This window comes from Clostridium sp. CM027, from assembly GCF_024730565.1.
Classification (GTDB): domain Bacteria; phylum Bacillota; class Clostridia; order Clostridiales; family Clostridiaceae; genus Clostridium_AD; species Clostridium_AD estertheticum_B.
Map to the genome: position 1 here is coordinate 41,883 of NZ_CP077725.1, position 13,764 is coordinate 55,646.

The 13,764-nt window shown below is 30.6% G+C and carries 12 protein-coding genes; 9 read left to right on the forward strand and 3 right to left on the reverse strand.

The window, feature by feature from the left end; translation table 11 throughout:
- Positions 1–181 precede the first annotated feature (181 nt).
- Both KTC92_RS00190 and ndk read left to right on the forward strand, forming a co-directional pair.
- Positions 182–391, forward strand: coding sequence for a hypothetical protein (locus KTC92_RS00190; RefSeq protein ID WP_165411967.1), 210 nt, complete (start codon positions 182–184; stop codon positions 389–391).
- Positions 392–479: 88 nt separating this feature from the next.
- Positions 480–971, forward strand: a complete 492-nt coding sequence (gene ndk / locus KTC92_RS00195; RefSeq protein ID WP_216301715.1) for a nucleoside-diphosphate kinase — start codon at positions 480–482, stop codon at positions 969–971.
- A gap of 76 nt (positions 972–1,047) precedes the next feature.
- Here ndk and KTC92_RS00200 read toward each other — a convergent pair whose 3' ends face one another.
- Both KTC92_RS00200 and KTC92_RS00205 read right to left on the reverse strand, forming a co-directional pair.
- Positions 1,048–1,407 (reverse strand): hypothetical protein, encoded by a 360-nt coding sequence (locus KTC92_RS00200; protein WP_165411965.1) that lies wholly within the window; start codon positions 1,405–1,407, stop codon positions 1,048–1,050.
- 44 nt (positions 1,408–1,451) lie between these two features.
- A complete protein-coding gene (locus tag KTC92_RS00205; RefSeq protein ID WP_165411964.1) occupies positions 1,452–2,930 on the reverse strand; it encodes a nicotinate phosphoribosyltransferase in 1,479 nt (492 codons plus the stop codon).
- A 157-nt stretch (positions 2,931–3,087) separates the two neighbouring features.
- Here KTC92_RS00205 and KTC92_RS00210 point away from each other — a divergent pair, with 157 nt between their 5' ends.
- The 5 genes from KTC92_RS00210 (at position 3,088) to KTC92_RS00230 (ending at position 9,753) form a co-directional block, all read left to right on the forward strand.
- On the forward strand, positions 3,088–5,118 hold the full coding sequence (locus KTC92_RS00210) for an ATP-dependent helicase (RefSeq protein ID WP_220286030.1): 2,031 nt from the start codon (positions 3,088–3,090) through the stop codon (positions 5,116–5,118).
- An 88-nt stretch (positions 5,119–5,206) separates the two neighbouring features.
- Positions 5,207–5,506: a hypothetical protein gene (locus KTC92_RS00215; protein WP_165411963.1), complete on the forward strand. Its 300-nt coding sequence runs from the start codon at positions 5,207–5,209 to the stop codon at positions 5,504–5,506.
- Positions 5,507–5,659: 153 nt separating this feature from the next.
- Positions 5,660–6,817, forward strand: a complete 1,158-nt coding sequence (locus KTC92_RS00220) for a M20 family metallopeptidase (RefSeq protein WP_253198063.1) — start codon at positions 5,660–5,662, stop codon at positions 6,815–6,817.
- Positions 6,818–6,969: 152 nt separating this feature from the next.
- Positions 6,970–7,923 (forward strand): RluA family pseudouridine synthase, encoded by a 954-nt coding sequence (locus KTC92_RS00225; protein ID WP_216301717.1) that lies wholly within the window; start codon positions 6,970–6,972, stop codon positions 7,921–7,923.
- A gap of 201 nt (positions 7,924–8,124) precedes the next feature.
- On the forward strand, positions 8,125–9,753 hold the full coding sequence (locus tag KTC92_RS00230) for a polysaccharide biosynthesis protein (protein ID WP_216301718.1): 1,629 nt from the start codon (positions 8,125–8,127) through the stop codon (positions 9,751–9,753).
- A gap of 86 nt (positions 9,754–9,839) precedes the next feature.
- Here KTC92_RS00230 and spoVB read toward each other — a convergent pair whose 3' ends face one another.
- Positions 9,840–11,339 (reverse strand): stage V sporulation protein B, encoded by a 1,500-nt coding sequence (gene spoVB, locus KTC92_RS00235; RefSeq protein WP_220285995.1) that lies wholly within the window; start codon positions 11,337–11,339, stop codon positions 9,840–9,842.
- 421 nt (positions 11,340–11,760) lie between these two features.
- On the opposite strand from spoVB, the gene KTC92_RS00240 reads away from it, so the two are divergent.
- Positions 11,761–12,315, forward strand: coding sequence for a ferritin family protein (locus tag KTC92_RS00240; protein ID WP_216301720.1), 555 nt, complete (start codon positions 11,761–11,763; stop codon positions 12,313–12,315).
- Between the two features lie 63 nt (positions 12,316–12,378).
- Entirely contained in the window at positions 12,379–13,677 is a 1,299-nt protein-coding gene (locus KTC92_RS00245; RefSeq protein WP_220285994.1) for a hypothetical protein, read from the forward strand.
- The last annotated feature ends 87 nt before the right edge of the window (positions 13,678–13,764 follow it).

Consider the following 13,764-nt stretch of genomic DNA (forward strand, 5'->3'; position numbering starts at 1 on the left):
ATTTCAGCACCGCAGGTGATGATTTAATGACATCTCAGAAGGGAAGATAATTTGTATATTTTTGTCTATATATTTATATGTAAAATTTAAAAAAGCACTTCAAATTATCACTAGAATGTCTTATAATGTTATGAGAGTAATGATGTTACTTAAATAACAAAATATGGGACGAGGTGATGAAATGTTACAGTGTGATTTTCTGACAACTATAGAAGAAGAAGTAGACTGCTTTAAGGAGTGTGCATTACATAAATGGGTAGATAATGGAGGGAAATGCCCGTTTGATGAATTGAGAAATTATAAACCATTTGATATTAAAAATATTTCTGATTATGATTTATTTAGTGATGATAAAACTTCACCACTTAGATTACTATACAAAGAATACTAGTAGGAATATTAATGAAAGTTTGTGTATAATATCTAATAATAGGATATAATTTAGTTTATAAATATACAATGCGGGGGAGTGAATTTAAATGGAAAGAACTTTGGTTTTAATTAAACCAGATGGAGTTAAACGAGGACTTATTGGGAAAATTCTTAATCAATATGAAGAGAAATCATTAGAAATTGTGTCGCTCAAAATGATTACTGCTACAAAGGACATTGCTAAAAAACATTATAGTGAACACGCAGGAAAGAAATTTTTTGATGCGTTAATAAATTATATTACTGAAGGTAAAATATGTGCAATTATTTTAATGGGTGAAAAAGCTGTTGATGTAGTGCGTAAAATCAATGGAGATAAGGATCCTGTAAAAGCGGAACTTGGCAGTATAAGAGGGAAATTCACTTTGGATAAAACTAAAAATTTAGTTCACGCCTCTGATAGCATTGAAAGTGCAGAACATGAGATTGCGTTATGGTTTCCGGAGCTTGCGAGCCTTCAAAAGCTTACATACCAAGATCAGTATAAGGGAACTGTTGATTTGTTTTCAAAAACAGATGGTCTATCAATAAATGTATAATTTTAACTAAAAGGCTAACCAATAATATTGGCTAGCCTTTTTAAGTATTTCCATATTAATCACATATTACATGTGGTTAATGAGAACCACAATGTCCACCGCAACCATTACAGGATTGTTTGCCAGCACTAGAACAATGGCTCTTGGCATCTTTCGGCAATAATGTCTTAATCCAAAATCTAGAATCTTTATAGGCTACTGTGAGTTCATTTATGTTTTCTAAAAGAGTTTCATCATATAATATTGGTAAATTATCAATATTATTTTTTATGTCTCCAGTTTTAAAATTATCTAAGTAAATATCAACTTTTGCAGTTTTGCAACAACCGCTGACGTATACAAATCGCACACTATCATAAGCATCGTCAAGTTTAATCATTTCCATAAGATTATCAAGAGCAATTTTTGAAAGCTTGATTTTTAAAGGTTGTGCCATAAGTCCTCCTAGTATAACTCTTGGGGATAACAAATATATTTCTGTTACTCCTCGAGGGTTTCAGAATAATGAGTTAATAGACCTTGCTTTAGGTTCCATAAATTCCAAGAAAGATCCACATAATATGCATGAGGATTATCAAATCTTAAAACTTCTGTCCATAACTTAGATACTTCTTGTTCAGAAAATGCTTTTATTTCCATAACAGACGGAGATTCATAAATCTGCTGTCCATTTTCAAATAGTTTAACCATAAGTTCTTTTACATAGTAATGTTTAAGATTTTTCTTTTTCCAGGTATAAACTGGATTAAATATTTCAAGTGGTCTACTTTCATCGATTTTCTCATCATGTAAGGTAATAAAATCTGCAATGGCCTTGTGTGATGTTTTATCGAAAATTCTATATAATTTTTTAAAAGCAGGATTGATGATTTTTTCTGCATTCTCACTAATCTTAATTTTTGGTATTATTTCTCCATCATTCTCAACTGCAACGAGTTTATAAACACCGCCAAACACTGGTTCCGATCTTGCAGTAATAAGTCTCTCACCAACACCAAAGTTATCAATTTGTGCCCCATTTTCCAAAACACCGCTTATAATATATTCATCCAGTGAGTTAGAAACCGTAATCTTTACATCTGAGTATCCAGCTTCATCTAAAATTACTCTAACTTTTTTAGTTAGATAGGTAATATCACCACTATCAATTCGTATTCCTTTAGGTCTTTTACCCATAGGTTTAAGTACATCATTAAATACTTTTATGGCATTTAGAATCCCAGAGCGTAGTACGTTATAAGTATCTATAAGAAGTACACAGTTATCGGGGTAGGTTATAGTCCAAGATTTAAAGGCATCATATTCAGTATCAAAAAGCTGTACCCAACTATGAGCCATAGTTCCAATGGCTGGGATATCAAACATTTCTTCAGCGATAGTGCAAGCAGTACCAACACAACCACCAATAACGGCGGCACGTGCTCCATATATAGCGCCATCATAGCCTTGAGCACGCCTAGAACCAAATTCCATAACAGGTCTACCCTTTGCGGCTCTACATATTCTACTCGCTTTTGTAGCTATTAAAGTTTGATGATTTATTGTGAGTAGTATCATTGTCTCAACAAATTGAGCTTGTATAATAGGTCCTTTAACTATAACCAAGGGTTCACCAGGAAAAACAGGATAACCTTCTGGCACCGCCCAGACATCACAAGAAAATTTAAAATCCTTTAAATAATCTATAAAATCATCTGAAAAATCATTTTTGCTTTTTAGATAGGATATATCATCATTTGAAAATTTCAAATTAGAAAGATATTCAAGTAATTGTTGTACCCCGGCCATAATACAATATCCACCACCGTCAGGTATTCGTCTAAAAAACATATCAAAGTAGGCAATTTTATCTTGAACATTATTATCTAAATAACCGTTTGCCATAGTTAATTCGTAAAAGTCTACCAGCATTGTTAGGTTTCTTTCGTTCCTCACATTAAAATCTTTTGAGTGTTTCATAATTTTTCCCCTTTGAAATTTAATAAAAGTATATAATGAAATTATAACATAATTATATATTAATGTTTAGATAAGATTATTAAAATAGTAAATTGGGTATAAGCATAATATATGAGCAATTTAAAGTAGGTGGATGAAAGTGGAGACAAAACATAATATGGATAATAAAATAGTAAGCAAGAAAATAAATTCGAAATTAAGTAAAGAGCAAAAGGATGCTGTTTATTCTGTTAACAGAAATTTATTAGTAACAGCAGGACCGGGTAGTGGTAAAACAGTAGTTATTGTTAATAGGATTGTTCATTTAATAAATGAGAAAAATGTTAAACCAAAAAACATTATTGTCATTACTTTTACAAGAGCTGCGGCTATTAATATGAAAAGTAGATATGTTGCTATTAATGGAAAGGAGAGGGTTCCGTTTTTTGGAACATTTCATGGTTTGTTTTATAAGATTCTTAAGAACTATTACGGACAGATAAACATAGTAGATACACTAGAGGTATATAAACTCATAAAAAATGTACTTATGTCATATTTGGATGAGGTAGGTGATGAAAAAGTAAAGGAAGTTATAAATAATATTTCAGTATTCAAAACAAGTGGAAAGCTAATGGAAAATTTCTCTCCAAGTATTGATAAAGGAATCTTTATAGCGGCCTATAACATTTATGAGCAGTATAGAAAAGAAAAAAACTTATTTGATTTTGATGATCTTCAAATAGGGTGCAGAGATCTGTTTATAAAAAATTACACAATACTTAAGGGGTATAGAAGTTTATTTAAACATATTTTAGTAGATGAATTTCAAGATTGTGATTCTATGCAAGTTGAGATACTAAAGCTTTTAAATGAAGAAAATTCTATTTTTGCAGTAGGAGACGAGGACCAATGTATTTATGGTTTTAGAGGGTCGAATCCTGAGTGCATGGTTAAGTTTTCAGAGCATTTTGTAGGTGGAGGGAAATTACCCTTGTCTACTAACTATAGATGTCCAAAGAATATAGTAGAAATATCCATGAACATTATAAAAAATAACGACTTGAGAAATGAAAAGGATATAACAGCATTTAAGCAGTATGATGGCATCGTTGCAGTACTTAACAATGTAAATGAGAACTCACAGGCAGAGGAAATTAGCTGTATTATTCAAAAATATAAGGAAAATAATGAAAAAAATTATAGAGATAATGCCATATTGTACAGAACAAACGTAGAGTGCAGAAGTCTAATAGATGTCTTTATCAAAAAAAGAATACCTTTTAAGCTTTTAGACAAGGAGTATGACTTTTTTCAACATTTCATTTGTAAAGATATAATTGCATATTTTAAATTAAGTATTGATAAAAGTGATAGAGAGAGTTTTGTCAGAATAATTAATAAGCCCTTTAGATATATAAGTAAACTAAATTTAGATAAATTAAAAAGAAATCCCGTAAAAGAAGACTGTTTTGAAATGCTAAAAGATATTGAAGAAATACCGGTATTTCAAATGAAGATGCTAGATAAGTTAAAAAAGGATATACATTTTTTAAATAAAATTTCATTAGAAAACGCTATAGATAATTTAGTCTTAAGTATAGGATATCATGATTATATTAAAGGGTATTGCACTAAATTTAAGATAGATTTAGGTGAGATGGAGGATGTTATTGACGAGTTTAGACAATCAGCAGAAGGATATAACTCTATAATAACTTTTCTAGCCCATGTGGACCAGGTTAAAGAGGAAATTAGTAAGCATAAGAAAAATATAGATGAGGATGCAGTAATACTTAGTACAATTCACGGTGTTAAAGGTATGGAGTTTGAAAATGTATACTTAATAAATTGCAATGAGGAAAATATCCCCCATGTAAATAGTATAGATAATAACCTAGAGGAAGAAAGAAGACTATTTTATGTTGGAATTACAAGAGCTATAAACAATGTTTGGCTATGCATTAGTAAAAATGTAAAAGGAAAAGCGAAAGAAACCTCACGATTTATTAGAGAGTGCAATATTTTAGGATCAAGCGATTCGGATTTACCTTTTAAAGAAGGCGATGCGGTGATGCATAAAAGTTTTGGGAGTGGAGTCGTAATTGCAATTACTAGTAAAGAGTTAGAGATTAAGTTTGAGGGAGAAATTATAAGAAAATTTGACGTCAATGTATTGTATAATAACTCTTTAATTTCAAAAGTATAGCAAATGTAATGCAATACATAACAACAATTGACAAAGTATGTAAATATGGTATACTGAAAAATGAATTGTGTATTAAGGAGGGTATTTAATGGTTGCCTTTAAGCAAATGTGGGATGATGTAAGGTTAATTTTGTCAAATGGAAAGCACTCAGATATAGAAATTGTGGAGAGATTTAACTGTGGATTTACAGTTAAAGAGAGAGGTAATATAATTTTTATTACAAGAGATGACTTCGTGGATTTTTGGTGCAAGCTATTGTACTATAATGAATTATCATTGGAACAGGCTTTAAAAGATGATAAATCAAAACCAAAATACATTTATACTATTATAAAAAAATTACCTTATGTATCAGAAAGTTCCGGTGTAATTAAGTTATTACAGTAGTTTTATTGAATGTTACAATATAATTTTATTAAGCTCATATTCTATGAATATGAGCTTAATAATTTAATTTACAGTGATGGGAATAATAGGAATGTAATTGAAATATATTGGGAAAAATAGCGTAAAGGGGTGTATATAGTGAATTTTTTAGATATGGCAAAAAATATTGAAAGTGAATTAATAGACATAAGAAGAGGCTTTCATGAAAACCCTGAATTAGGGTTTGATTTATTTAAAACCTCCCAGAAGGTAAAAGATTTTTTATTAAAGGAAGGCATTGAGTTTTATGAGGTAGCACAAACGGGAATCTGTGCTATTATTAGAGGCAAAGGTGAAAAAACTATTGCTTTAAGGGCAGATATGGATGCACTTCCATTGCAAGATAAGAAAATATGTGATTACTCCTCTAAAATTAATGGTAAAATGCATGCTTGTGGACATGATGCTCATACCACTATACTTTTGGGTGCAGCTAAGATATTAAATAGCATGAAGGATAAAATTCCAGGAAATGTTAAACTTTTATTTGAGCCAGCAGAAGAAACAACTGGTGGTTCACCTTTAATGATTAAAGAAGGAGTACTAGAAAATCCTAATGTGGATGCTATTATTGGGCTTCATGTAGAAGAATTTTTAGAGGCTGGAACCGTTGGTTTAAAAAGAGGCGTAGCTTATGCAGCATCGAATCCATTTACTATAAAAGTAGTAGGTAAAGGAGGACATGGTGCAAGCCCACATATGACGGTTGATCCCATTGTAATAGCTAGCAATGTTATTATTTCACTTCAAAACATTGTAAGCCGCGAAATTCCACCTACAGATCCTGCAGTAATTACTATAGGATCAATTCATGGAGGTACAGCTCAAAATATTATACCCGAAGAGGTTACAATATCGGGAATTATTAGAACTATGAAGAGTGAACATAGAGAATATATAAAGACCAGATTAGTTCAGGTAGTGGAAGGCATCGTTACCGCTATGAGAGGGGAATGTGAAATTAGTATTGAGGAAAGCTATCCTTGTCTTTATAATAATGATAAGCTTGCAGAGATGTTTGAAAGTAAAGCAAGTCAAGTTATTTCTGAGAGTAATGTTTATAAATTAGATCAGCCTACTATGGGTGTGGAAAGTTTTGCTTATTTCTCTATGGAAAGGCCAGCACTATTTTATTTTTTAGGAAGTGGTAATAAAGAAAAAGGTATAGTAAACCCGGCTCATGGTAGTTTATTTGATATAGATGAGAGTTGTATATCAATAGGTGTAGCTATGCAATGTACATTAGCTTATGAATTTTTATTGAATTCATAACACATATTAGTATATAATTGATATTTGATGTGATTTTTTTAAATGTATTATAATTTATTACAAAATAAAAGGGTGATTTTTTATAAAATAAATTAGATTATATATAGAATTCGTCAATAGATAACAAGAGATAAAAGAAATAGGAGGATTATATGAGGATAGAAATTGGAGCGAATGAAGCGGGACAAAGAACGGATAAATTCATGAGAAAAGTACTTGGTGATGTGCCGTTAAGTAAAATATATAAAGCTTTTAGAAAAGGTGATATTAGGGTTAATGGTAACAAAATCAAGGAAAAACATTCTTTAGTACAAGGCGATATTGTTGAAACAAAATATATTACAAGTGAGTTTAAAAAAGAAGAGTTTAAAAGAATTGAAAACAATTTAAAAATTACATTTGAGGATGCTAATATATTAATGGTTGAAAAATGGCCGGGAGTTTTAGTTCATTCTGATAAAAAAGATGGCGAAGCTACTTTAATAGATTATGTGCTTTCTTATTTATATGATAAGGGAGATTATCAGCCAGAAAATGAAATAACATTTAAACCAGCACCTTGTAATAGATTAGATAGAAATACTTCAGGTATAGTTATGTTTGGTAAGAACTTTAAATCTCTTAAACTTTTAAATGAAATGGTAAGAGAAAGAAATGTTGAAAAATATTATATGGCTTTAGTAAGAAACAGAATTAAAGATGGGGTTTACGAGGGATATATATATAAAAATGAGGATGCAAATATATCACAGGTATTTGACACCGAGATGCCAGATACAAAAAAAATAGCAATGGAAGTTAAAACGTTGCAAAGTTGTGGTACATTTTCTTTAATAGATATTAATCTTTTAACAGGAAGAAGCCATCAACTTAGAGCGCATTTAAGCCATTTGGGTAATTCTATTGTTGGTGATTCAAAATATGGAGATAAAAAAATGAATAGTTTCTTTAACAACAAATATGGTTTAGATTACCAATATTTATATGCGTATAAGGCAATGTTTAAGAATTGCCCGGATGATTTATCTTATATGGAGAATAAAACTATTGCAGAGAGTTTACCACCAATATTAAAAAAGATTAAAAAGGATGTATTTAAATTTTAGAGGATGAGTTTAACGACATTTCAGAAGGAAAGTCTCCCACTTCTATAAGTGAGAGTTACCTACTATAAGTAGGCGTTACTTGCCCTAACAAATAGAAAACTTCAGGGGGAGTATAAATCTCCTTCTGAAGTCGTCAATGCATCTTCTGTGAAGATGTTGCAGCACCGCAGGTGATGATTTAACGACCCAGGAGATGATTTAATGAGTGAACAAGCAAATTCAAATAAACAATCTACAACAAAAGGTTTTGCCATATTATCTGCGGCAGGTTTTATGGTTAAGGTTTTATCACTACTTTATATACCTTTTTTAGGGAAAATACTAGGAGAGGATGGGTTAGGGGTATATTATTCAGCATACAGTATATTTACATATGTATATATATTAACAAATGCTGGTATTCCTGTGGCTATTTCTAAGATAGTATCAGAGCTCATAGCGGTAGGTAATTATAAGGATGCTGTAAAGACTTTTAAAATAGCTAGATTTTCGCTTTTGATATTAGGGATAGTTATGTCACTTTTAATGCTTATTTTCGTAGTACCTATAGCTAATGCAACCGAGAGTGATACTGCAAAATTAGCAATCATGGCACTCGCTCCAACTATTCTATTATCATCTGTATTATCAGCTTATAGAGGTTATTTTCAAGGGAGAGGGAATATGACCCCCACTGCTGTATCACAAGTATTAGAACAAATTGCAAATACTATATTTAGTTTAGTTTTTGCAGCGTGTTTTATAAAATATGGGCTAGCAGAAGGAGCGGCAGGCGGAACTATTGGAACAACTGTAGGAGCACTGGTTGCGGTAATATATATGATTTATGCTTATAAAAAAAATAGAATTTTTATAGTTCCAAAAGGGTATAATAAGTTAAATATAAAGAGATTAACTACTAAAAAAATAATAAAAAAGCTATTGGGTGTTGCCGTGCCAATGACAATATGTTTAGGAATACAACAATCAGGATTATTGATTGATTTAGGGGTAGTTAAATCAAGAATGTTATCTTCTGGAATGGATAAAGTGCAGGTTAGTATTTTATGGGGTGTGTTAAGTAAATATACGACATTAATAAATGTGCCTATAGCTATTATTACAGCTCTAGCCATGACTATTCTGCCTTCTATATCCGGCTTAATGGCACTTAAGGACAAAAAAGCTGTAAGAAGTAAAATTGATTATGCTTTTAGGCTGTGTTTTTTGGTGGCAGTACCTTCCGCAGTTGGACTTGCAGTTTTAGCTAAACCCATAGTATATTTAATCCAATATGGGTCTGACGTTTCAAGATTACTTACATATGGATCAGTGGTAATAATACTTATGGCTGTGGTTAGTATTCAAACTTCAATTCTTCAGGGGCTTGGAAAACTTTACTTAGTTACAATTTATGCAGTTCTGGGATTGATAGGAAAAATAATTACTAATTATATTTTTGTAGCAATTCCAACACTTAATGTATTAGGGGCTGTTATGGCCAACGGAGTAAGTTTTGCAATAATTTTGATGTTGAACTATAATACTATGAACAAAGCGCTAGGGATTAGAATTAAACTAGCTAGTCATGCAATAAAACCCATAATAGCATCAGGGGTTATGGCTGTAGTTGCAGGGTTCATGTATACTATCTTAAATTTTATATTCAGTCATATTAAACAAGGATATTTTGCTAATGCTGTTTCTATATTATTTACTATATGCTTAGCTATATTAACTTATTTCTTCGCATTAGTGATTATAGGTGGAATAACTAAAGATGATTTGGATGTATTTCCAAGAAAGATTAAGAAACTTATACCTAAGTATATTTTACAAAGAATTAAATAAAAAAAGTATATATTACTATTAATGCATTTTATACGTAATATATACTTTTTTTTATTCATCTCTCCAATTCACAAAAAAATATCTGATTATTTTCTTTTTTTTGTAAGCAGGATAGAAAATAGTAAAAGGGAGAAGCCAGTAGCAATAATTATTATGTTTTTAGTAACAAAGATAGAATTTGGCAACGTAGTATTTAAAATTTTTAATACAAAGTATAAGAGTGTGCTAAGACAGACATCAGTTAAAATTTCGCCTACTGAAAACTGTATATAGCAGCTTTTTTTAATTGCAATAATATTTAATATAAAGCTTATAATAGAGCTTATAATGAGAGCTATGCCGTAACCTAGAATGTTTAATTTTGGGATACCTAATAATACATATAGTAAAACAAGTTCAAGAATAGAGGTTACTATAGAATTTATTAAAAGAGATTTTTGTTTGCCAAGTCCGTTTAAAATTCCAAAGGTTGAACCAGACATATACATGAATGGCGCACTTAAGGAAGCAAGCCGTATGTAAACACCTAAGTCATATCTGTCGAAAAATAATTTTCCAAGGGAGTCTCCAGTACATAAACATATTATCATAGTTGAAAGTCCTAGTAAAAACGAAACTTTTATAACTTCGCGGACTCTACGCTCCAAACCGTTATAATCATTTTTACTAATACTTTTAGAAATATCTGGAGTTAAGATGGTTGACATGGATATTACAATAATAAAAGGAAAGAACACAATGCTCATAGCCATACCTGAAAATTTACCTATTAAGGATAAACTCTGCGTATACTCTATGCCTGCAGAAACTAGTCGCCCAGGGACAATCAATGTTGATAGCGCGGAAATTACAGTGTTTAAAAAGCCATTTAAACATAATGGGAATGAAACAACAAGGACATTAAATAAAAGTTGGGCCCTTCCTTCAGTTTTTTTATTGTAATTCTTAAATTTGGTTTTACTTTTTTCATAGAAGATAAAGAGTAGAATAAAACTTATAAGTTCCCCAATGGATAAGGCGATATATGTAGCAGTTACGGTAGTAGTTACATTTTTTAATGCGAAAAAATTTATAATTCCAAGTATTATGCCCATTCTTACGGTCTTTTCAACAATATCTATGATTGCAGGTACTTTAACATTGGAAATACCGTAGAAATAACCCTTATATATAGATGAAAGAGCAACAAAGATTAAAGCCGGGCAAATAACCCAAAGGGAGTATAATGTTCTTTGATCTTTTATTATATATGTACTAATAAAAGGTGAAAAAATAAATACTAAAGCTGCTATTAATATAGAAAATGCAAAATCAAAAACTAAGGCAGTATGTATAGATTTGTTTAAACTACCGTAATCCTTTAATTCGTAATAGGATGAAGCTTCTTTTGAAATAGCTGTTACCATTCCACCGCAAATAAGGCAAGTGAATAAATCATAAATAGGCATTACAAGGCTATATAATCCCATACCTTCTGCACCTAATTTTTTTGAAAGTAAAATCGAAAACATAAACCTTAATATACCAGCAGTTAAATTTGATACGGTGAGTATTATTGAGTCTCTATAGAAATTATCTTTAATCATAAAAGGATCCTCCTTGTTCTTCTACCTGGGGAGATAACAGTTATTTATAATTAGTATGTGAAATTTAATAATTATATTCTGTAAATCATCATCTGAGATGTTGAAATGTAATTAAATCATCTCCTGGGGAGCTGCAATATTAATGACTTCAGAAGGAGACTTATACTCCTACTGAAGTTTTCTATTTGTTATAGTATGGGACTCCCATTTATAGAAGTGGGAGTCCTTCCATCTGAAATGTAATTAAAATAAAAAGTTTATTAATTATGATACCAGTGTAGTTTATGATTTTATAAAAAAATTGTAAAAACCTTCTAGGGAGGAGCTTTTTATGTTAGAATAATTTTAGTAGTGTCTTAAGGAGAATAATAAATAATATTATTATTTACTCCAAATAAAAGTGCGGAGGAAATAGAGCGATATGAAATGTTTGATATGTGGTATGGAGATAAATATAAATAATTTCAATATAAATAATGATGGTTTATTAGAAGTGAATGAAAGAGAGCATATTAAATATTGCCCGTTTTGTGGCGTAACTTATAAGTATTTAAAATCTGTTGGTGAGGCCTACAAGGTTTGTGCGCAAAGTTTGGATCCCAATACTTTAGTAGTATTAGATCATGCCATGAAACTTGAAATATTTAATTCAGAGTTTTATATGTCGGCGGCAAAGCTTGCGAGTAACAACCATGTTAAAGAAATTTTTAAAGCACTTTCAAAAATTGAAAAAATACATGCTATTGTGCATCAAAAACTAGGTGGGTTCAAAGAACTTCCAAAACTCGTGGATATAGATTACAGTAAATATAAAAACGATACAAGCTTAATGAAACTCGCAGAAAATAGAGAAGTTCATGCTACAAAGTTTTATGAAAAACATGCAAAGGAAATAAATAATTTGATTGTTAAAGAGGTATTTGTTGCCTTGGCGGAGGTTGAAAGAAGCCATATACAAATTGCTAGAAATTATTAACACATATACTCTAATTTATATAAATATATATAAATTAGAGTATTTATAATTTAGGGGGTAAGTATGAAGAAGACCATTGGATTTATAGTTATTTTAGCTGCAATGGCTTTTGCACTATTTTCAATGAAAGGTTCGTTTAAAGAATATAGGGTTACGGTTAAAGATGAAGTTATAAAATCACAGATACTATTTAAAGGATTAAGTAAGGCAGTAGATTTTACGAAAGATAGTGAAGGAAACTACTATGTAGCTTTCAAAGACAAAGTACAGTACATAGATAAAGTAGGCAGGTCATACAATATATTTACAAATAAGAAGCTGAGCATAACTAGTTTAGATTATAATAATAAAGTATTGTATTATGCATCCGGAACAAAAGTCTACTCATATGATTTAGTAACAAAGGCAAATAAAGAAATTATCAAGAATATGCCTAATTATGGAGACTATAATGACAGTTTAGTTAGAATTAATGGAGAATATCTATTTGTTACAATAGGAGCTGCAACAAATTCTGGGGTAGTTGGACCGGATAATCAATGGTTAGATGATTACCCTCAAAATCATGATGTTTCGCCTAAAAGTATAACTATAAAAGGAATTAATTTTGATAAGAAAAAGACCGGAGCATTTGTTCCATATAAAACTAGGAACGTAAAGGGGCAAATAATAACAGAACATATGATTGGAAATTCATCTATAATAGTTTATAATTTAAAAACTGGAGCACAGGGAAACTTTGCTTGGGGTATAAGAAATATGAAGGCTATAGATTTTAATAGTGAGGGCAAAATATTAGTTGCTGTTGGTGGAATGGAGGACAGGGGATTAAGGCCTGTAAAGGGAGATAGTGATTATATATACAAAATTAAAAAAAAATCATGGTATGGTTTCCCAGATTATACTGGAGGAGATCCAATAAGTTCACCTAAATTTAAAGGCTTACTTAACGGGGACATACCATTTATTTTAGACCAGCACCCTACAACAAATCCTCCCGCACCAATTTATCAACATAAAGAAGTAAATAGTTTAGCCGGGTTAGCAATTGATAAAAAAGGTATAATAGGTAGCATAGACTGTATATATTTCTATGAAAAGAATGATAATAGTATATATAGTTTAAATAAAAGTAGTGCGCTTAAAGAAAAAGTAAGATTTGGGGATGAAACTTATATATCTAGTATGAAGTTTTTTGATGATTTAATAGTGTTAGACTCTAAAAGTGGATATTTAATTAAAATCAAAAAAAATATAAAGAATGATATAGGGATAGAAGGGAGGAGATTAAGTTACTATTTATTAACAATTGTGCTAACTTTAATAATTAGCCTACTTGTTAGTTTAAGCAAAAAGAATTAGAATATAGTCAATATACATTGTTGTTAATTATTAAAAAATATTCAGGTATGTTTTCAGATCATATTTATTGTATACTAAAGTGAGAGG

Excerpts from the sequence above, each read along its gene's own strand:
- KTC92_RS00215 (WP_165411963.1), top strand. The coding sequence starts at position 5,207 with ATGGTTGCCTTTAAGCAAATGTGGGATGATGTAAGGTTAATTTTGTCA.
- KTC92_RS00220 (WP_253198063.1), top strand. The coding sequence starts at position 5,660 with ATGGCAAAAAATATTGAAAGTGAATTAATAGACATAAGAAGAGGCTTT.
- spoVB (WP_220285995.1), bottom strand. The coding sequence starts at position 11,339 with ATGATTAAAGATAATTTCTATAGAGACTCAATAATACTCACCGTATCA.
- KTC92_RS00200 (WP_165411965.1), bottom strand. The coding sequence starts at position 1,407 with ATGGCACAACCTTTAAAAATCAAGCTTTCAAAAATTGCTCTTGATAAT.
- KTC92_RS00225 (WP_216301717.1), top strand. The coding sequence starts at position 6,970 with ATGAGGATAGAAATTGGAGCGAATGAAGCGGGACAAAGAACGGATAAA.
- ndk (WP_216301715.1), top strand. The coding sequence starts at position 480 with ATGGAAAGAACTTTGGTTTTAATTAAACCAGATGGAGTTAAACGAGGA.
- KTC92_RS00245 (WP_220285994.1), top strand. The coding sequence starts at position 12,379 with ATGAAGAAGACCATTGGATTTATAGTTATTTTAGCTGCAATGGCTTTT.
- KTC92_RS00205 (WP_165411964.1), bottom strand. The coding sequence starts at position 2,930 with ATGAAACACTCAAAAGATTTTAATGTGAGGAACGAAAGAAACCTAACA.
- KTC92_RS00190 (WP_165411967.1), top strand. The coding sequence starts at position 182 with ATGTTACAGTGTGATTTTCTGACAACTATAGAAGAAGAAGTAGACTGC.
- KTC92_RS00240 (WP_216301720.1), top strand. The coding sequence starts at position 11,761 with ATGAAATGTTTGATATGTGGTATGGAGATAAATATAAATAATTTCAAT.
- KTC92_RS00230 (WP_216301718.1), top strand. The coding sequence starts at position 8,125 with ATGAGTGAACAAGCAAATTCAAATAAACAATCTACAACAAAAGGTTTT.
- KTC92_RS00210 (WP_220286030.1), top strand. The coding sequence starts at position 3,088 with ATGGATAATAAAATAGTAAGCAAGAAAATAAATTCGAAATTAAGTAAA.